Source organism: Achromobacter sp. K91, assembly GCF_003576205.1.
Taxonomy (GTDB): domain Bacteria; phylum Pseudomonadota; class Gammaproteobacteria; order Burkholderiales; family Burkholderiaceae_B; genus Achromobacter; species Achromobacter aegrifaciens.
This window is the reverse complement of sequence record NZ_QWFB01000037.1, coordinates 326,749-346,538: the sequence shown is the minus strand read 5'-3', so window position 1 is coordinate 346,538 and position 19,790 is coordinate 326,749. Positions and strand designations below refer to the sequence as shown.

The following is a 19,790-nucleotide window of genomic DNA, read 5'->3' as shown; positions in this document are numbered from 1 at the left end:
AGATGTGTATAAGAGACAGCGCTGCACTCGCTGATGACCAAGTCGGTGGACGTACTGACGGTGCCGGTCACCACGGCGTTGTACCGGCTGGCGCCGCCCTCTTTCCTGGCGGGGGCAGAGGGGGCTGGCATCAGGCTGGGAGCAGGCATCAAGCGGAAGATTATAAAATCACCGCACCATGTCTGCCTCCCTCATTGCAATCGTGCCCGCTGCGGGCGTAGGGGCCCGCGCCAGCCGGCCCGGGCATGAAACCGTGCCCAAGCAGTACCGTCCGCTGTCCGGACAGCCCATGCTGCGCCATGCGGTATGCGCGCTGCTGGCCGATGAACGCATCTCGCAGGTGCGGGTGGCCGTGACGCCCGGAGACGGCTGGGTCGATGCCGCGCTGGCCGGCCTGCCGCGCACGGTGTGGCGCGCCTGCGGCGGCGCGACCCGCGCGGATACCGTGGCGGGCGCGCTGGCCGACAGCGGCGTGGCCGACGATACCTGGGTGCTGGTGCATGACGCCGCGCGCCCCGGGCTGCCGGCAACGGCGCTGGGCCGCCTGATCGACGCCTGCCTGGCGGATCCCGTGGGCGGCCTGTTGGCGCTGCCCGTGGCCGACACCGTCAAGGCCGGCCACGAGCGTGTGGAGCGCACGCTGGACCGCAATGGCCTGTGGCTGGCGCAGACCCCGCAGATGTTCCGGGCCGGCGTGCTGCGCGATGCGCTGACGGCGGCCTCGGTGAGCGGCGCGGCCGTCACCGACGAGGCCTCGGCCATCGAGGCGGCTGGCTATGCGCCGCTGCTGGTGCCCGGCGCCATGCGCAATTTCAAGGTGACGTGGCCGGACGATTTTGAACTGATGGAAAAATGGCTATGAGTATTCCTTTTCGCGTCGGCCAGGGTTTCGACGTGCACGCGCTGGTCGAGGGCCGCCCGCTGATCATCGGCGGCGTCACGATTCCCCACACGCATGGCTTGCTGGGGCATTCGGACGCGGACGTGCTGCTGCACGCCATTACCGACGCGCTGCTGGGCGCCGCCGGCCTGGGCGACATCGGCCGCCACTTTCCGGATACCGACCCGGCCTTCAAGGGCGCCGACAGCCGCGTGCTGCTGCGCGAGGCCATGGCGCGCGTGCGCGCCGCGGGCTGGACGCCGGTGAACATCGATGCCACGCTGCACGCGCAGGCGCCCAAGATCGGTCCGCACGCGCCGGCCATGGTGAAGAACATCGCCGCGGATACCGGGCTGGCCGAGACCGAGGTCAACATCAAGGCCAAGACCAACGAAGGCCTGGGGTACCTGGGCCGCAAGGAAGGCATCGCGGCGACGGTGGTGGCGCTATTGGGGCGGATTTCCTAGCCCGCCGCGGGGCCCGCGGGCAAGGGGCTTTCGCATATTCTCCGCAATTCATTTGGTTTTGATACATCTTTAACAAATGAATAAGCGGGTCGGATTGATCTGGCATATTCTGCGCTACTTCATTTCGACTACTGAGACATTCGGATGCATTTACGTGGCATCGCCCTGGCTTCCATCTTCGGCGCGGTAAGCCTGCCCGCGCATGCGCAGTACGAGCAGCAGCTCGGCCCGCTGGCCGGCGCGGTCAAGCAGCAGATGCTTGAGGGCTGGACCGCCGGCGTGCAGGATGGATGGTTCACCCTGCACAACGCGAACAAGGCCGACAGCGAACAGACGCTGTACATGAATGTCGGGCCGGCGCCGGAATCGGGCCGGGTGACCGACGTCAATGTGGTCGTCAAGTCGCCGAATCCGAAAGCGTCCATCGGCGTGGCGCTGAGCAACCGCGCCAACAAGAGCCTGTGCCTGCTCGAACTCACGGCCGACAAGAATACGCTGCTGTTCTGTCTGCAGGGGAAAGATCGCCGCGACATCGCTGCGCTGCCCAACGTAGCGAAGCTGGACGGTACCGACCGCATCAGAGTGGTCGAACTGCCCGGCGCGGCCCGTTTCATCGTCAACGGCCAGCAGATCGGCGATGTCAGCAATGAGCCCGCCACGGGCGCCGAGCTGGGCATCATGGCCTACGACGTAGGCACCTTCGGCGTTGCCGATTTCAAGATCACGATGACCGGCGGCCAATCCGCCGCGGCGCCGGCGGCCGGCACCTTGCCCGCGCGCGGCGGCAACGCAGGCGGGGGCACGGCGCAAAAGCCCCAGGCGCAGGCTCCGGCCGCTGGACAGGGCGGCGGTGACTACAACCCTGCCTTGCCGGGGGAAGGCCCCTATCCGCGCTTTGGCGGCGACACCATGCGCATTGTGTCGGTGTACATCGGCATCATGCGCAGCATCTTCATGCACGAGTTCGGGCACGCCCTGATCGGCGAGCTGGAGCTGCCCTCGACGGGGGCGGAAGAGGACGCGGTCGACATCTATTCGGCGCTGCAGATCGTCGAGCCGACCATGTATCCGTCGGACAACAAGGAAGTGAACACCATGGCGCAGGACGCGGCAAAGTACGCGGCCTTGCAGTGGTACTACAGCGGCAAGGTGGCCGAGCGCAGGGGGGCCGACGCCTCCTCGGCCTGGCAAGACGAGCACACTGGCGACCTGAAGCGTTTTCGCAACATGCTCTGCATCATGTACGGCGGCAACCCCGCCGTGTTCGAGTCCATTGCCAAACACGTCGGGCTGGAGGACCGGACCCGGGCGCGTTGCGCGGATGAATTCAACAAGCAGAACCGCGCCTGGAACAAGATCCTGGCGCCTCACACGCGCGTGGGCACCTGGACGCCCGAAGGCCAGCAGCCGGCGAATGCGCCCGGCGCGCCGGTGAAGGTGGTGTTCCAGCCGTCCAAGCGCAAGATCGGCAACTTGTTTGCGAACAATCTGTCCGAAGCGATCTCGAACAACATCAAGCTGCTGGGCGAACGCTACGTGCTGCCGCGCCCGGTCAACGTGGTGTTCAAGGACTGCGGCCAGCTCAATGCCTGGTACAGCCCGCGCGAAGGCTCGATCACCATGTGCTATGAGCTGATCGAAAACATCGCGGTGATGATTTCCGACATCGAGATGGGCACCGTGGGCGGCGAGGTCGCTCAGGCAGGGGCGGCTCCGGGCTCGGCTGCGCCGCGGCAGCAGCCGGCGCAGCCGGGGCAAGGCCTGCCTGCCAGCGCCATCGACGAGCTGAAGGACTTTGGCGTGCCGGCCACGACCATGCTGTTCACCGCGCCGTACAAGGGGCCGACGCCCAACAAGATCTACCGGGCCCAGGTGATCACGACCGCCGACCTGGTCGGGATGATCAAGAAAGACAAGAATCTCCTGATCGTCGATACCAGCGGGCTGCGCGACACGGTGCCTATCGGCTATCCGCTGACCGATGCGGGTTCGGACGGCAGCGTTACGGATCACCTGCAGCAAGGCTTCGACGCCTGGCTGTTGAAGAACAACGGTGGCGATCGCAAGGCGCCCGTCGTGGTCCTGGGCGCCGGCATGAACGATCGTTCCGCCTACAACGCGGCGCTGCGCGCCGGCACGCTGGGCTGGACCGTGTACTGGTACCGCGGCGGCGTCGAGGCGTGGGTCGCGAACGGCCTGCCCACGACGTCGAGCATGCCGAAGAAATAAACGGTCGGCGACGTAAATAAAAAGCCCGCCTGCGGTTACGCAGGCGGGCTTTTTTTTGCCGGACGGAGGCTTACTTGCCTTGGGCAGCCAGTGCCAGGGCGGCAGCGTTGACCACGGCGGCGATGCGGCCGGCATCGCGCAGCTGCTCGGTCGACAGGCCGTCATTCTTCAGGTTTTCGTAGTGCGAAGCCACGCAGAAGTGGCACTTGCCGATGATGGAGGCCACCAGGGCGAACAGCTCGAAGCGCTTCTTTTCCACGCCGCCGTGGGTGGCGTAGGCGTTCATGCGCAACTGGGCCGGCAGGCTCTTCAATTGGGCGTCGCCAGTCATTTCGACGTACGGATACCAGGTGTTGTTCATGCCCATGAGGGCCGAGGCCGTCAGCGCGGCGTTGGCGTCGCCTTCGGACAGGCCGCTCTTGAAGGCTTCGACCAGCACCGGGCTGCGCGCGGCGTAGGCGGCGGACAGCGCGGCGCCGACGGCATCTTCAGGAGCCAGCGTCGAGCGGGCGATCACGGCGTCCAGATTCAGGCGGATATCCTTGGCCCAATCCGGCAGTTGTTCCTTAATGGTCGTAAGAAATTCCATAGCTTTTACCTATAATCTAGAGCAGTTAAAGCCCAGCGCAGGACCCGCAATCGGGTCCCGGGCCGGGCTGGAAATTACAGCGTGGCGCCGCCAACCGTACGGTTGCACGGGCACAACTCGTCGGTTTGCAGACCGTCGAGCAGACGCAGAACTTCTTCCGGGTTACGGCCGACGTTCAGGTTGTTCACCGAAACGTGCTGGATCGTGTTGTCCGGATCAACGATGAAGGTGGCGCGCAGGGCAACGCCAGCGCCCTTTTCACGCACGCCCAGCTGGTCGATCAGAGCGCCGGTGGTGTCGCCGAACTGGTAGTGACCCAGCTTGTTGAGGTCCGGGTGCTCACGGCGCCATGCCAGCTTGACGAATTCGTTGTCGCTCGAGCCGCCCAGCAGGACGGCGTCGCGGTCTTCGAAATCCTTGGCCAGCTTGTTGAAGCCGACGATTTCGGTCGGGCAAACAAACGTGAAGTCTTTCGGGTAGAAGTAGATGACCTTCCACTTGCCGGGGAACGAGCTTTCGGTGATGTCTTCAAACGCCGACACGCCGTTTTCTTCGTGCTGGTTGAAGCCGGGCTTGACGCCGGTGACCTTGAAGGGTTCGAGTTTGTCGCCAACAGTTTTCATGTTTACTCCCAGTTGTTGGTGGAATTAAGGCTGCGCCTCAAACCTTAATTCTACGCTATGGATTCTCGTTGTCTAATTGATAATTCCTAAACTTTGCTTTGGGCAACTCTATCCTTGCGGTCAGGCCGCCGCCCTCGCGCGGCAGCATGCGCAACGAGCCGCCGACATGCTTGAGCAGGCGTTCGACGATGGCCAGGCCCAGCCCCGCGCCGCTGACGCCAGTGCGCGCGGCTTCGCCGCGCGAGAACGGCCGCAACAGGCGGTCGACGTCTTCCGGCGCGATGCCGGGACCGCGGTCGGACACCTCGATCACGATCATGGAGCCTTCAGCTTGCAGTGTCATGACGAGATGCGCCATGCCATCGGCCGAACGGCCGTAGCGGCGGGCGTTCTCGATCAGGTTGCTGACGATGCGCTTGAGGTCGAGCGCCGTGATGCGGGCGCGCAGGCCCGGCTCCAGCGTGGCGTCCAGCTCCCCGCCCAGGGATGCGGTATGGCTGCGTTCGCGTTCGTAGAGCTCGGCCAGCACCGCGGAGATGTCCGTGGCCAGCTGCGGCAACGTGCCGGCGGGACGCGCGTACTCCATCAACTGGCCGATACTGTGGTCGATCTGGCCCAGGTCTTCGTCGATGGCCTGGCGGGCGTCCTCGGATACGCCGCTCAACTCGATCTCCAGCCGCATGCGCGCAAGCGGCGTGCGCAGGTCGTGCGAGATACCCGCCAGCATCAGCTCGCGGTCGGCCTCCGCCTGTCTGAGGTCCTTGGCCATGCGGTTGAACGAGGCGTTCAGGTCGCGGATTTCCAGTGGTCCCTGCTCGGGCAGGGCGGCGGGGGTTTCGCCCCGCGACAGCACCTGGGCGGCCCGGGCCAGCCGCGACAGCGGCCGGTTGACGAAGCCCACGCTGACTGCGGCGCCCACCAGCGACAGCAATAGCGCCGTGGCGCCCCAGCCCAGCCATTCGATCCCGCCCGTCAGGCCGATCTGCTCGCGCTCGAACACCAGCCAATACAGGTCTTTTTCTATCTGGAAGCTGACCCAGAAGCCGGGCACCTGGTTGACGCCCCAGGCAATCTGCGTTTCCGGGCCGAAGCGCGTGCGGATGTGCTGGGCAACGCGTTGCCAGTAATCGTCGTCCGGGAGGGCTTCGGCGAAGTCGGTGACTTCGCGCGGATAGACCTGGATGCCTTCGTTGGTGGCCAGATCCAGCAGCAGCTTGCTGCGCTCGTCGTTATGCGAGTAGATCAGCGCGGTGCGCGTGATATTGACGGCCGTGATCACCCGCTGCGCCATTTGGTTGGCGCGCGGTCCCAGCTCCATGCTGAAGAATACTTGTAGCCACGCGCCCAGGCTGACGAGCATCAGCGCGGCGAGCAACAGGAACGTGCGGCCGAACAAGCCGAGCCGCAAACGTGATGTCAGGTTCCTGAAGGTTCTGCGCAAGCGGGGCACGAGGCTGCGCTCCTGCCCGGGGCGGGCGAGTCGGTCAGCTACCACCGTCCGGCACAAACACGTATCCGAGACCCCAGACGGTCTGGATGAATACGGGCTTGGACGGATTCGGTTCGATCAGCTTGCGCAGGCGCGAGATCTGCACGTCCAGGCTACGATCGAAGGCTTCGTATTCGCGGCCGCGCGCCAGTTCCATGAGCTTGTCGCGCGACAGCGGGATCTTGGGGTGGCGCGCGAACACCTTCAGCACCGAGAATTCGCCGGTGGTGATGGGCACCTGTTCGCCGTTGCGCGTGAGCGTGCGGGTGGACAGGTTCAGCGTGTAGGGGCCGAAGGCGATGGACTCGTTTTCCTGGCTGGGGGCGCCGGGATGTTCCTCGGTGCCGCGGCGGCGCAGGATCGCGTTGATACGCGCCAGCAGTTCCCGGGGGTTGAACGGCTTGGACAGGTAGTCGTCCGCGCCCATTTCCAGGCCGACGATGCGGTCGATTTCTTCCGCCTTGGCCGTCAGCATGATGATGGGGGTATTGTCGTGACCACCGCGCAGCCGGCGACAGATGGACAGGCCATCTTCTCCAGGCAGCATCAGATCCAGCACGAGCAGGTCGAAATGCTCGCGTTGCCAGAGTTTGCCCATCTCTTTGGCGTCTTCGGCAACGAAAACGTTGAATCCCTGCTCGGATAAGTACCGACGCAGCAAATCGCGCAAGCGCGGATCATCGTCGACGACGAGGATTTTTCGGGTGGGGGTGGTGTTTTGCGTATTCATGGCCGGAAATGTAACAGTGGCAAGAACCAGCGGCTAGTGGGCGTTCACAAGATATTACACATTGCGAACCATGGTTGAAATCCCCCTCGCATCCCCCTGATAACCGGGGGCGGAGTCGCGGTATTTCGTACAATCTGCATCTATGGAACTAAACCTGCTGGCTTTGGAAACTTCTTCGTCCCGTTGCGGCGTGGCCCTGTTGCGGGCGGCCGATGGCCGCCTGGAGGTCAGCGTCAGGGAACACGAGGGTTCCCAGGAGCACGCGGAAAGGCTCTTGCCCATGGCCAACGAACTGCTGGCGGCGTCCGGACTGGCGCCAGCCGCCTTGCACGCCGTGGCTTTCGGCCAGGGGCCGGGCGGATTTACCGGCCTGCGGGTGGCCTGCGGAGTGGCGCAAGGCATGGGCCTCGGCCTGGGCATCCCCGTACTTCCCATTGTCTCTCATCAGGCGGTCGCCGCACAGGTGGAGGCCACGCCGGCGGACGCGATCGTGGTGGCGCTGGACGCCCGCATGAATGAGGTCTATCTGGCCGTCTACCGCCAGACGGACGTTTCAGATGGCGAAATCTCTTGGGAAGTCCTGCAGGCGCCGTTGCTGATCGCGGCGGCTGAAGTGGTGCCATGGACCGCCCATCACCTGCCGGCATGGTCGGCGCGCGCGGGCCGGCCGCTGGAACCGGTATTGGCCGGCGATGCCTGGGACGCCTACGCGTCCGAAATGGAATATCCCGGCGCCTGGCGCCGCGCCGACGCCAGGCGTCCGGAAGCGGCCAGCGTTGCCCGTTTGGGCCGGCAGGGCTGGCTGCGGGGCGAAGCCGTGGCGCCCGAGTTGGCCGCGCCGCTGTACGTGCGCGACAAGGTGGCGTTCACCACTGCCGAGCGCATGCGGGGCGAGGGCGGCAATCCGAAAGCCCAGCCTTCGCTGGTTCCCGCGGTGCCTCAACCGATGACCGACGCCGACCTGGACGAGGTCGTGGCGTTGGAAGCGCACGTGCAGGCCTTCCCCTGGACCCGTGGCAATTTCGCGGACGCCCTGGCGGCAGGCTACGGCGCCTGGGCGCTGAGGCGCGAGGGCAAGCTGGCGGGGTTCTGCGTGCTCATGTTCGCGCCCGACGTGGCGCACCTGCTGGTGATCGCGGTCGCCAAGCCGCTGCACCGCCAGGGCCTGGGCGGCGTGCTGCTGGACTGGTGCGAGCAGCAGGCGCGTGAGCGCGGCATGGAGGGCGTGCTGCTGGAAGTGCGCCCGTCCAACGAGTCGGCCGTCAGCTTCTACAAACGGCACGGGTATCTGCAGATCGGCGTGCGCCGGGGCTATTACCCGGCCGAGAAAGGCGGCAGGGAAGATGCCCTGGTCATGCAGAAGCGCTTTGCGGCGGATGGAGCGGCGGCATGAGCCAGCCCAACATAGCGCCGCCGCCGGCCGCGCCCCGGGTCAATCCGCTGCAGCGCATCTGGCTGCGCGAGATCGGCATGGAGCGGCTGTGGCTGCGTCCAGCCCCTGCGCCCGGCAAACCGGCGGCCGAGGCGCAAGCCCTTGTTTCCAAGCCGGTTTTGCCGGCTGCGGCCCAGGATCCCGTCGCCGAGGCGCCGCTTGCGCCGCAGCCTGTCGCTCCGGTCGCGTCGGTCCCGGCGGTCCCGGCGCGCGAGGCATCGCCCGCCGCCGCGGCGGCTCCTGCGGAACCCGCTCCCGGCCGCCCCGGCATACCGACGTCGATCCTGAACCGCAAAGGCCCGCCGCCGCCGCCGGCTCCCAAGGCCGAGGCCGAGGCGGCGCCTCCGCCGCCCGTGCCTGTGGCAGAAGCGATCCGGAATTCCACACTGGAAGAAATGCATGACCAGGTCGTGGCCTGTTCCGCCTGCGGCCTGTGCAAGGGCCGCCGCAACGCGGTGTTCGGCCACGGCGGCCAACCTACGCGCTGGCTGGTGGTGGGCGAGGCGCCTGGCGAGCAAGAGGACCGGCAGGGGCAGCCCTTCGTGGGACGCTCCGGCCAGTTGCTGGACGCCATGCTGTCGTCGGTGTCCATGAGCCGCGAGCGCGATGTGTTCATCACCAACGTCATCAAGTGCCGGCCGCCCGGCAATCGCAATCCCAAGCCTGAGGAAATCGCGGCCTGCAGTCCGTACCTGATGCGCCAGATTGCGCTGCTCAAGCCGGAGCGGATCCTGGTGCTGGGCCGTTTCGCGGCCCAGACGCTGCTGGGCACGGACGCCACGATCGGCAGCCTGCGCGGCCGCGTTCACCAGTTGAAGACGGATGAAGGGCGGGAGATTCCGGTAATTGTCAGCTACCACCCCGCCTATCTGTTGCGCAGTCCCAGCGAGAAGGCGCGCGCCTGGCAGGACCTGCGCCTGGCCGTGGCGCAATTGGCCTGAGCCTGGGTTCCATGGTCTTGATGCAATGAAAAACCGGGCGCAAGCCCGGTTTTTCATTGCAGCGGAATCGCGCGCCTAGTGCGTGGAGTCCAGCGCGCGCCCATGGCCTTCCTGGCCGATCTGGTCGTGCAGTTCCGGGTTGGCCTGCAGGTTGCGTTTGCTCCAGCGCATGAAGACCACCATCAGCACGGCGACCACGGTGCCGAAGATCACGATGATGATGTTGATGGGCAACTGCAGCCACAGCAGCAGCGTGTACATGGCGACCATCAGCAGGATGTTGAGCTGTTCGTTGAAGTTCTGCACGGCGATGGAGTGGCCGGCCGACAGCAGCACGTGGCCGCGGTGCTGCAGCAGCGCGTTCATCGGCACCACGAAGAAACCGGCCAGGCCGCCCGTGATCAGCAGCAGCAGGTAGACGCTCCAGGGCGAGTAGACCAGCGGCATCAGCAGCACGACCAGGCCCATGGCGGCGCCGACCGGCAACACGGCCAGCGCGCGGCGCAGCGGAATGCGGCCGGCCAGGATGGAGCCGACGACGGTGCCCAGCGCGGCCACGCCCATCAGCATCGAGGCCTTGTCCAGCTGGTATCCGAGATGGCTGCGGCCCCATTCGATGACGATCAACTGCAGCGTGGCGCCCGCGCCCCAGAACAGGGTGGTGACGGCCAGCGAGATCTGGCCCAGCTTGTCTTTCCAGAGCACACAGACATAGCCCCAGAAGGTGCGGATGAGCCGTACCGGGTTCTTTTGTTGCGGCGGGTAGCGCACGTGGGTGTGCGGAATCAGCAGGTTGCACAGCGCCGCCAGCAGGTACACGAAGGCGATGACCAGGATCGCGGCTTCGGCCGGGGTGTGGACCAGCTTGCCGATGAAGGAATGGCTGAGCAGGGCGGTGGAAACCGAGGACGAGATCAGCAGGCCGCCCAGCACCGTACCCAGGATGATGGAAAAGACCGTCAGGCCCTCGATCCAGCTGTTGCCCTTGACCAGCATGGCCGGGGGCAGCATTTCCGTGACGATGCCGTACTTGGCGGGAGAGTAGGCCGCGGCGCCGATGCCGACGATGCCGTAGGCCGCGCAGACCAGGTAGGTCTGGTATTCGGGGGCGACGCCGATGCTGGCATACGAGAACATCAGCATGCAGCCGGTCACTTTCAGGGCATTGGTGGAGAACATCACGCGGCCCTTGGGGAAGGAGTCCGCCAGTGCCCCGACAAAGGCGGCCAGCACGACATAAGCCAGCGCAAACGACCACTTCATCATGGGCGCCATCCAGTCCGGCCCATGCAGTTCCTGTATCAAGGCGATGGCTGCGATGAACAGCGCGTTGTCCGCCAATGACGAGAAGGCCTGCGCGGCCATGACCAGATAGAAACCACGTTTCAAGAATGTCCCCGTTCTCAGGCCTGGCCCCGGCCAGTCCGCGTGAAAATTTATGTGTCGTGCAAAAAAGTGTCAGGGAGTATAGCCGGACCCCAGACGGCGGCCATTGAGCGTTTGCCCGCGGATTGACCGCCGGCAAGCCTCAGGGACAACACGCCTTGACCCTTGCTGACGTTTGGGGACAGACTGCCTGCGGTATCATACGACCCATATGTGCGCCGGCCCTCCAGGGGCCGGTTTGCAATCTGTGCGGCAGGTCCGTTAACGCCTTTCGTTCAACCCACCCCGTCGTCATCGTACTGTGCGTCTTACTCAGCTAAAACTCGCCGGCTTCAAGTCCTTCGTCGATCCCACCGTGATTCCCGTGCCCAGCCAACTGGTGGGCGTGGTGGGTCCCAATGGCTGCGGAAAATCGAACATCATTGACGCCGTGCGCTGGGTGCTGGGCGAGGCCAAGGCCTCGGAACTGCGCGGCGAGTCCATGCAGGACGTCATTTTCAACGGCTCCGGCAACCGCAAGCCCGCGGCGCGGGCCTCGGTGGAAATGGTGTTCGACAACAGCGAGGGGCGCGCCGCCGGCCAGTGGAGCACCTACGCGGAAATCGCCGTGCGCCGGGTGCTGACCCGCGATGGCACCAGCAGCTACTTCGTCAACAACCAGCAGGTCCGCCGCCGCGACATCCACGACATCTTCCTGGGCACCGGCCTGGGTGCTCGCGGCTACGCCATCATTGGCCAGGGCATGATCAACCGCCTGATCGAGGCGCGCCCCGAAGAACTGCGGGTGTTCCTGGAAGAGGCGGCAGGGGTGTCGCGCTACAAGGAACGGCGTCGCGAGACCGAGAATCGCCTGTCCGACACGCGCGAAAACCTGACCCGCGTCGAAGACATCCTGCGCGAACTCAACAATCAGCTGGAAAAGCTGGAAGCGCAGGCCGAAGTGGCCACGCGCTACCGCGAACTCCAGGCCGACGGCGAAAAGAAGCAGCATGCGCTGTGGTTCCTGAAGGAAACGGGCGCGCGCGAAGAGCGCGCCAAGAAAGCCCAGGAGATGGCCCAGGCCCAGAATGAACTGGAAGCCGCCATCGCCGGCCTGCGGGCGGGCGAAGCTGCGCTGGAATCCCGCCGCCAGGCCCACTACGCCGCCAGCGACGCCGTGCACACCGCCCAGGGCGGGCTGTACGAAGCCAATGCGCAGGTCAGCCGCCTGGAAGCCGAAATCCGTCACGTGGTGGATTCCCGCAACCGCCTGCAGGCGCGTCGCGATCAGCTGCAGCAGCAGATCGGCGAGTGGACCGCCCAGCGCGAGCATTGCACCGAACAGATCGCCCAGGCCGAGGAAGACCTGGCCGCCGGCGCCGCCCGCACCGAAGAGGCGCGCGCCAAGGCCGAGGACGCCCAGGCCGCGCTGCCGGCCGTGGAGCAGCGCGTGCGCGAAGCCGCCTCGGGGCGCGACGAGATGCGCGCCGCGCTGGCCCGCGTCGAGCAGAATCTTGCCCTGGTGGCCCAGTCGCAGCGCGACGCGGACCGCCAGATGCAGGCCCTGGACCAGCGCCGCGAGCGCCTGCAACAGGAACTGCGCGAACTGCACAGTCCCGATCCGGTGCGCCTGGAGCAACTGGCTGGCGACCGAGCCGCCGGCGAAGACCAGCTCGAGGAAGCCCAGGAAGAGCTGGCCACCCTGGAAGGCCGCGTGCCCGAAGCGGACGCCGAGCGCAGCCGCGCCCAGGCCGCCGCCCAGACCGACGTGCAGAACCTGGCGCGCCTGGAAGCCCGCCTGTCGGCCCTCGTGAAGCTGCAGGAAGACGTGCAGAAGCAGGGGGCGCTGGAACCCTGGCTGGCCAAGCATGAACTGGCCGGGTTGTCGCGCCTGTGGCAGAAGCTGCACATCGAACCCGGCTGGGAAACCGCCCTGGAAGCCGCCCTGCGCGAGCGCATGGCTTCCATGGAAGTGCGCAACCTGGATTGGGCCCGCGCCTTCGCCGAAGATGCGCCGCCGGCCCGGCTGGCTTTCTACCAGTTGCCCGCCGCGGCGCCGACGCCCGCCGCGCCCGCCGGCCTGACGTCGCTCGCCAGCCTGCTGCGCATCACCGATCCCGACCTGCGCACGCTGCTGAATGAGTGGCTGGGCGGCATCTACACGGCTACCGACGTGACCCAGGCGCTGGCCATGCGCGCCAGCCTGCCCGCGGGCGGCGCCTGCGTGGTCAAGGCCGGCCATCTGGTCGACGCCCACAGCGTGCGTTTCTACGCGCCGGATTCCGAGCAGGCCGGCCTGTTGGCGCGCCAGCAGGAAATCGAGAACCTGCAACGCGAGATCAAGGCCCAGCAACTGATCGCCGACCAGGCGCGCGCCGCGGTCGCCCGCGCCGAAGCCGCCTGGCAGCAAGTGTCCCAGGCCATCGCCCCGGCGCGCCAGCGGGTGGCCGAGGTCACGCGCCGGGTGCACGACATCCAACTGGAACACTCGCGCCTGCAGCAGCAGGCCGAACAGTCCGGCGAGCGCGCCTCGCGTCTGCGCCAGGACCTGGAAGAGATCAAGGTCCAGGAAGAAGACCTGCGCGCCACCCGCGAAGAGGCGGAAGCCCGCTTCGAGGCGCTGGACGAAGAGCTGGCCGAACACCAATCCCGTTTCGCCGACGCCGAGATCGACGGTGAAACCCTGGCGGCGCAGGCCGAAGCAGCCCGCGCCGGCCTGCGCGAACTGGAACGCGCCGCCCAGGAAGCCGAATTCGCCGAGCGCGGCATCCAGGTGCGTATCACCGATCTGCAGCGCAACCAGCAATTGGCGGCCGACCAAAGCCAGCGCGGCAGCGTCGAGCTGGAACAGCTGCTGGTGGACCTGGCCGAGCTGGACGCCTCGGCGTCCCAGGCTGGCTTGCAGGACGCCCTGGAAGCGCGCGCCGAGCGCGAGGAAGCGCTGTCGCGCGCCCGCCAGGAACTGGAAAATCTGGCGGCCCTGCTGCGCGGTGCGGACGAAGACCGCCTGCAGCAGGAGCAGACGCTGGAGCCGCGGCGCGCCCGCATCATGGAACTGCAGCTGCAGGAACAGGCCGCGCGCCTGGCTGAAGAGCAGTTCACCGAACAGCTGAACGCGCGCGAGGTCGACCGCGAGGCGCTGGCCCAGGATCTGGCCAATCAGCCCGACGAATGGCGCCGCGCCAGCTGGCTGCAGTCCGAAGTCAGCCGTATTTCACGCCAGATCGAAGCCCTGGGCTCGGTCAACCTGGCGGCGCTGGACGAATTGAATACCTCGCGCGAGCGCAAGGGCTTCCTCGATTCGCAGCATCAGGACCTGATGACCGCCATCGAGACCCTCGAGGACGCCATCCGCAAGATCGACCGCGAAACCCGCGAGCTGCTGCAAGAAACCTTCAACGTCGTCAACGGCCACTTCGGCGAGCTGTTCCCCAAGCTGTTCGGCGGCGGCGAGGCCAAGCTGACCATGACGGGCGAGGAAATCCTCGATGCCGGCGTGCAGGTCATGGCTCAGCCTCCAGGCAAGCGCAACAGCACCATCCACCTGCTGTCCGGCGGCGAAAAGGCCCTGACCGCGACCGCCCTGGTGTTCGCGCTGTTCAAGCTCAACCCCGCGCCGTTCTGCCTGCTGGACGAGGTGGATGCGCCGCTGGACGACGCCAACACCGAACGCTATGCGAACCTGGTCGCCAACATGAGCGAGCAGACCCAGTTCCTGTTCATCTCGCACAACAAGATCGCGATGCAGATGGCCAAGCAACTGATCGGTGTAACCATGCAAGAGCAAGGGGTTTCGCGTATCGTTGCGGTAGACATAGACTCGGCCGTCCAGATGATGGCCTCCGAAGCGGCATAAACCCAATATTCAGAAGGGCGTCGGGGTTTCGGCGCGGGATTGATACATGAGTGATTTGCAGATCGGGCTGATAGCCCTGGGCGTATTGCTGATACTGCTGGTGCTGGGATTCAACTGGTGGCAGGACCGGCGCGTCCGGCGCAAGATGCAGACCCATTTCCCCTCCACCGAGCAGGATCCGCTGTTGGGGGCGGGCGCGGCAGCCGGCGCGTCTGCAACCGCGGGCGCAGCGGCGGCGCGCCGTGAGCCTGGCATGGGCGGCGAGAGCGCCCGTGCCCAGCCCGGTCAGCCGGCCCCGGTCGATGCCGGCAGCGATGCCGACGATACCGAAGAACCCGATCCCGCTTGCGAGGTGGTCATCGAGATCAACTTCGCCGACGCCGTGCGCGGCGCCGATTTGCTGCCCTACATGCAAAGCCTGCGCCACGTGGGCCGCAAGCCCATGCGCGTGTTCGCCGAAACCGATCAGCGCCGCCACCGCGCGCGCGTCCACGCCGGCGAATCCTACGCCTCCATGCAGCTGGCCGTGCTGCTGGCCAATCGCAGCGGCCCGCTGACCGCCATCGAATGGTCGCAGGCCTGGGCTCGCGCCCAGGACATGGCCGAGCGTTTCGACGCCACCATCGAAGGTCCGGACCAGCAGGCCGTACTGGAGCAGGGCGCCCGATTGGACGACACCTGCGCCGCCCTGGACACCCAGGTCGGCCTGACCCTGCTGCTGGGTGCCGCCCAGCCCGCCGCCGAGGTCCTGTCCGTGGCGCGCGACATGGGCTTCGTTGCCGACGGCAGCCGCCTGGCCTGGCTGGCGGAAAACGGCGTAGCCCGTTTCACGCTGGCGCGCGGCGACGGTGCGGCATTCGATGCCGGCATGGGCGGCATCGAACGTCTGTACCTGCTACTGGACGTGCCTTGCAGCCCGGCGGACGAGCGCGCTTTCGGCCGCATGGTCGACGTGGGCCGCGACCTGGCCGCTCGCCTGCGCGCGGACCTGGTGGACGACCAGGGCAAGCCGCTGGCCGATGGTTCGGAAACGGTCATCGACGAGCGTCTGCAGGTGCTGTTCGGCCAGCTCGAACAAGCGGGCCTGCCCGCTGGCAGCGAGCGCGCCCTAAGGGTGTTTGCATAAATGAGCGGCGCGACTGGCGGTGAAAACGCGGCGCAGGCCGCGGCGCGCTTGCGCGCCGAAATCGAACAGCACAACGTCCGCTACTACGTCTACGACGATCCGTCGATCTCGGACGCCGAGTACGACCGGCTGATGCGCGAACTGCAGGCGCTGGAGGCCGAGCATCCGGAGCTGGTGACGCCTGAGTCGCCGACGCAACGCGTGGGCGCGGCGCCTGTTTCGGCCTTTGGCAGCGTGCGCCATGTCGTGCCGATGCTGTCGCTGGGCAACGCCTTCGACGAAGAAGACGTGACCGCCTTCGACCGCCGCGTCACCGACACGCTGCGCGGCGCGGGCCTGCTGGGGCCGGCGCAGCAAGCCGATTACTTCTGCGAGCTCAAGCTGGACGGGCTGGCGATCAGCCTGCGCTACGAGGACGGCCGCCTGGTGCAGGCCGCGACCCGCGGCGACGGCCAGACAGGCGAAGACGTCACCTCCAACATCCGCACGATCAAGGCGATTCCGCTGCAGCTCAAAGGGGCATACCCCAAGGTGCTGGAAGTCCGCGGCGAAGTCCTGATGAACCGCGCCGACTTCGAAAAACTGAACCAGGCCCAGGCCAAGCGCGACGAAAAAGTCTTCGTCAATCCGCGCAACGCCGCCGCGGGCAGCCTGCGTCAGCTGGATCCGCGTATCACCGCCAAGCGGCCGCTGCGCTTCTTTGCCTATGGCTGGGGCGAGGTCCAGGGCTTGGCGGGCTCCCAGGGAGGGCTGTTCGCCGAAGCCTCGGCGGGGGCGGCCGAAGCCTCGCAATTGCCCGAGAAATCCCATGGCGCCATGCTGGACTGGCTGGCCTCGCTGGGCCTGCCGGTCAACGTCAAGCACAACCACTGCGCCAGCGGCGCCGAGGGCCTGATGGCCTTCTACGCCAAAGTTGGCAAACTGCGGCCTGAGCTGCCCTACGACATCGATGGCGTGGTCTACAAGGTGGATTCGCTGCCGGCGCAGAAGGTGCTGGGTTTCGTCGCGCGCGCGCCGCGCTTTGCGCTGGCGCACAAGTTCGCCGCCGAGGAAGCCACCACCACCTTGGTCGATATCGAAGTGCAGGTGGGCCGCACCGGCGCCATCACGCCGGTCGCGCGCCTGAAGCCCGTGTTCGTGGGCGGCGTCACCGTCACCAACGCCACGCTGCACAACGAAGACGAGATCCGCCGCAAGGACGTGCGCATCGGCGACACCGTCATCGTGCGCCGCGCGGGCGACGTGATCCCCGAAGTGCTGGGCCCGGTGCTGGATAAGCGCCCGGATGACGCCCGTGAATTCGTCATGCCCACGGCCTGTCCGGTCTGCGGCTCGGCCATCGAACGCCTGGAAGACGAGACCATCGCGCGCTGCACCGGCGGCCTGTTCTGCGGCGCGCAGCGCAAGCAGACGCTGTGGCACGCCGCCAGCCGCAAGGCGCTGGACATCGAAGGCCTGGGCGAAAAACTGGTGGATCAACTGGTCGACAGCGGCCGGGTCAAGACCCTGGCCGACCTGTACAGCCTGCGTCCGCTCGAATTGGTGGGCCTGGACCGCATGGGCCAGAAGTCCGCCGACAACCTGGTGGCCGCCATCGACAAGGCGCGCGCCCCCGGCTTGAACCGCCTGCTGTACGCGCTGGGCATCCGCCATGTGGGCGAGACCACGGCGCGCGACGTGGCGCGCCATTTCGGCAGCATCGACGCCATCATGGACGCCGATGAAGACGCCTTGTCCTCCGTGCCCGATGTGGGGCCGGTGGTGGCGGCATCGATCCGCCGTTTCTTCGCCGAGCAACACAATCGCGACGTGATCGAACAGCTGAAGTCGCAGGGCGTGAATCCCGTGGCCGAGGCTGCGCCGCAGGCTACGACGCTGGCCGGCAAGACCTTCGTGCTGACCGGCACGCTGCCCAATTGGACGCGCGAAGAAGCCTCGATGCGCATCCAGGCGGCGGGCGGCAAGGTCAGCGGTTCGGTGTCTAAGAAGACGGCCTATCTGGTGGCCGGCGAGGATTCCGGCAGCAAGCTCGCCAAGGCCCAGGAACTGGGCGTGGCGGTGCTGGACGAGGACGGCCTGAAAGCCTTGCTGGGCGAACAGGGCGGCTGAGGCCGCCCGCCCAGGCACAGAATCAGATGGTGCTGCGCGGCATCATGTCGCGGATGGCGGCGGCGGCGCGCTGCAAGGCCGGCAGATGCTGTTGCTTCAATTCGTCGGGCTGGCGGGAGCCCAGCACCATGCTGACGCTCAGGCCCGCCACCGCGCGGCCTTCGTGGTTGTACAGCGGCACGGCCACGCCCGCGAAACCATCCACCAATTCGCTGACCGAAATGCAGTAGCCGTCCTGGCGCACCTGCCGGATCAGCTTGCGCAGGGCGCTGCGCGACACGGTCGTGTAGGGCGTCAGGCGCTTCAGGTCCGCGCTTTCCAGATATGCGTCGAGCGCCTCGTCGTCCAGCGTCGATAGCAGCGTGCGGCCCAGGGAGTGGGCGTAGGCGGGCAGGCGGCTGCCCACCGACAGGTCCAGCTTGAGCAGCTTGGGGCCTTCTTCGCGCGCCAGGAACACGACATGTTGCCGGTCCAGCACGCCCAGCGAGCAGGTTTCCCCTACGGTCTGCGCGACTTCGCGCATGGTCGCGCGAGTCAGTTTGGGCAGGCTTAGCGAAGCGAAATACGCATAACCCAGGTCCATGACCTTGGGCGTGGGCGAGAAATTCCTGCCGTCCTGCCGCACATAGCCCAGTTTTTCCAGCGTCAGCAGAATGCGCCGCGACGCCGCGCGCGTCACGTCCAGTTGTTCCGCGGCCTCCTGCACGGTCACGCTGGCCACGCCCGTGGCGTAGATCTGCAGCAATTGCAGGCCGTTGGCCAGGCTGTCGAGAAACTCCTCTTTCCTTTCTTTCGGTTCCGGCAATGTCGTGTCCATGTATCGGCAGTCTTGTCGTTGGAGGCTCGATTGTAGTTTGACATCCGTGGCAATCTTCATAAAATGCCAATTAGCGAACAATTGTTCGTTAATTAGATGGGTCGGCCAGGGCACCCGCCCGGTACGTCCCGCAACAACGGAGACATGCCATGTGCAGGAGACTATTGCGCGCCTTGGGCGCATGCGCCCTGGCGGCGGGGGCGGCGGCCAGTTCCGTCGCCGGCGCGGCCGAGGCCTATCCCAGCAAACCCATCCGCTTCGTCGTGCCCGCCGCGGCCGGCGGACCCACTGAAATCGTCACCCGGTTGCTGGCCGAACGCATGACGCAGAGCATGGGCGTATCGGTCATCGTCGAGGCCAAGCCCGGGGCGGGCGGCAATATCGGGGCGGACGCCGTGGCCAAGGCGGCGCCGGACGGCTACACGATCCTGATGGGCACGATAGGCACCAACGCCATCAACCAGACCCTGTACAAGTCCATGCCGTTCCAGCCGTTGAAGGACTTCACGGCGGTGACGCAGGTCGTGTCGTATCCGCTGGTGGTGGTGGTCAACCCGAAGCTCCCGATCCACTCGGTGGCAGACCTCATCGCCTATGCCAAGGCCAACCCCGGCAAGCTCAACCGCGCCTCGGGCGGCAGCGGCACGTCCATGCACATGTCGGGCGAACTGTTCAACGAGATGGCCGGCGTGCAGATGCAGCACATCCCGTACAAGGGCAGCCTGCCCGCGCTCACGGACGTGATCGGCGGACAGGCCGACCTGGCCTTCGACAGTCTGGTCATCGCCCAGCCGCTGATCAAGTCCGGCAAGCTGCGCGCAATCGCCGTGACCGGGCCGGAACGTTCCCCAGCCGCACCCGACATCCCCACCGTGGCCGAAACCCTGCCGGGCTATGCCATGACGTCCTGGATCGGCGTGTTCGCGCCCGCCGGCACGCCGCGTCCCATCGTCGAACGCCTGCAGCAGGAAATTGCCAAGGCGCTGGCCGATCCCCGCGTGCGCGAACAACTTGTTTCGCAGGCCGCGGATCCGGTGGCCAGCAAGCCCGACGACTTTGCGCGCTTCACAGCCGATGAAACCGAGAAATGGGCGCCTGTCGTCAAGGCTTCCGGCGCATCCGTTTCCTGAATCCCCA

Annotated in this window: 15 protein-coding genes; 9 read left to right on the top strand and 6 right to left on the bottom strand. The window is 66.5% G+C overall.

Annotated elements, in window-relative coordinates:
* Nucleotides 1-178 precede the first annotated feature (178 nt).
* From ispD to DXK93_RS20645, 3 genes are all read left to right on the top strand, one after another.
* Nucleotides 179-862: a 2-C-methyl-D-erythritol 4-phosphate cytidylyltransferase gene (gene ispD, locus DXK93_RS20655; protein ID WP_054450509.1), complete on the top strand. Its 684-nt coding sequence runs from the start codon at nucleotides 179-181 to the stop codon at nucleotides 860-862.
* Nucleotides 859-1,347 (top strand): 2-C-methyl-D-erythritol 2,4-cyclodiphosphate synthase, encoded by a 489-nt coding sequence (gene ispF / locus DXK93_RS20650; protein ID WP_054450511.1) that lies wholly within the window; start codon nucleotides 859-861, stop codon nucleotides 1,345-1,347. The genes ispD and ispF overlap by 4 nt, the downstream gene beginning before the upstream one ends.
* Before the next feature lie 144 nt (nucleotides 1,348-1,491).
* The gene (locus DXK93_RS20645) at nucleotides 1,492-3,576 is read left to right on the top strand and encodes a DUF4344 domain-containing metallopeptidase (protein ID WP_119450991.1); all 2,085 of its coding nucleotides are present in this window, start codon (nucleotides 1,492-1,494) and stop codon (nucleotides 3,574-3,576) included.
* Between the two features lie 70 nt (nucleotides 3,577-3,646).
* On the opposite strand, the gene DXK93_RS20640 is transcribed toward DXK93_RS20645, so the two are convergent.
* The 4 genes from DXK93_RS20640 to ompR all read right to left on the bottom strand — a co-directional run bounded on the left by DXK93_RS20640 (nucleotide 3,647) and on the right by ompR (nucleotide 7,007).
* Nucleotides 3,647-4,165 carry a carboxymuconolactone decarboxylase family protein gene (locus DXK93_RS20640; protein WP_042796792.1) on the bottom strand — a complete coding sequence of 173 codons (519 nt, stop codon included), beginning with the start codon at nucleotides 4,163-4,165 and terminating at the stop codon, nucleotides 3,647-3,649.
* Nucleotides 4,166-4,239: 74 nt separating this feature from the next.
* On the bottom strand, nucleotides 4,240-4,788 hold the full coding sequence (locus tag DXK93_RS20635; RefSeq protein ID WP_006389231.1) for a peroxiredoxin: 549 nt from the start codon (nucleotides 4,786-4,788) through the stop codon (nucleotides 4,240-4,242).
* A 55-nt stretch (nucleotides 4,789-4,843) separates the two neighbouring features.
* Nucleotides 4,844-6,238, bottom strand: coding sequence for an ATP-binding protein (locus tag DXK93_RS20630; protein WP_059374934.1), 1,395 nt, complete (start codon nucleotides 6,236-6,238; stop codon nucleotides 4,844-4,846).
* Between the two features lie 34 nt (nucleotides 6,239-6,272).
* Nucleotides 6,273-7,007, bottom strand: coding sequence for a two-component system response regulator OmpR (gene ompR, locus DXK93_RS20625; protein WP_013392162.1), 735 nt, complete (start codon nucleotides 7,005-7,007; stop codon nucleotides 6,273-6,275).
* A gap of 142 nt (nucleotides 7,008-7,149) precedes the next feature.
* On the opposite strand from ompR, the gene tsaB reads away from it, so the two are divergent.
* A complete protein-coding gene (gene tsaB, locus DXK93_RS20620) occupies nucleotides 7,150-8,400 on the top strand; it encodes a tRNA (adenosine(37)-N6)-threonylcarbamoyltransferase complex dimerization subunit type 1 TsaB (RefSeq protein WP_054450515.1) in 1,251 nt (416 codons plus the stop codon).
* Complete coding sequence (locus tag DXK93_RS20615; RefSeq protein ID WP_119450990.1) at nucleotides 8,397-9,380, top strand: uracil-DNA glycosylase; 984 nt, start codon at nucleotides 8,397-8,399, stop codon at nucleotides 9,378-9,380. The genes tsaB and DXK93_RS20615 overlap by 4 nt, the downstream gene beginning before the upstream one ends.
* Before the next feature lie 75 nt (nucleotides 9,381-9,455).
* On the opposite strand, the gene lplT is transcribed toward DXK93_RS20615, so the two are convergent.
* Nucleotides 9,456-10,769: a lysophospholipid transporter LplT gene (lplT, locus tag DXK93_RS20610; protein WP_054450519.1), complete on the bottom strand. Its 1,314-nt coding sequence runs from the start codon at nucleotides 10,767-10,769 to the stop codon at nucleotides 9,456-9,458.
* A 298-nt stretch (nucleotides 10,770-11,067) separates the two neighbouring features.
* Here lplT and smc point away from each other — a divergent pair, with 298 nt between their 5' ends.
* Genes smc through ligA form a run of 3 tightly spaced genes read left to right on the top strand, consistent with a single transcriptional unit; the run spans nucleotide 11,068 to nucleotide 17,836 of the window.
* Nucleotides 11,068-14,601, top strand: coding sequence for a chromosome segregation protein SMC (smc, locus tag DXK93_RS20605; protein ID WP_054450521.1), 3,534 nt, complete (start codon nucleotides 11,068-11,070; stop codon nucleotides 14,599-14,601).
* Nucleotides 14,602-14,647: 46 nt separating this feature from the next.
* A complete protein-coding gene (locus tag DXK93_RS20600; protein WP_054450522.1) occupies nucleotides 14,648-15,727 on the top strand; it encodes a cell division protein ZipA C-terminal FtsZ-binding domain-containing protein in 1,080 nt (359 codons plus the stop codon).
* Entirely contained in the window at nucleotides 15,728-17,836 is a 2,109-nt protein-coding gene (gene ligA, locus DXK93_RS20595) for an NAD-dependent DNA ligase LigA (RefSeq protein WP_119450989.1), read from the top strand.
* A 22-nt stretch (nucleotides 17,837-17,858) separates the two neighbouring features.
* Here the strand turns inward: ligA and DXK93_RS20590 are convergent, their stop codons facing one another.
* Nucleotides 17,859-18,653, bottom strand: a complete 795-nt coding sequence (locus tag DXK93_RS20590; RefSeq protein ID WP_082400663.1) for an IclR family transcriptional regulator C-terminal domain-containing protein — start codon at nucleotides 18,651-18,653, stop codon at nucleotides 17,859-17,861.
* A gap of 149 nt (nucleotides 18,654-18,802) precedes the next feature.
* Here DXK93_RS20590 and DXK93_RS20585 point away from each other — a divergent pair, with 149 nt between their 5' ends.
* Nucleotides 18,803-19,783 (top strand): tripartite tricarboxylate transporter substrate binding protein, encoded by a 981-nt coding sequence (locus DXK93_RS20585; protein ID WP_119450988.1) that lies wholly within the window; start codon nucleotides 18,803-18,805, stop codon nucleotides 19,781-19,783.
* Nucleotides 19,784-19,790: the final 7 nt, after the last annotated feature.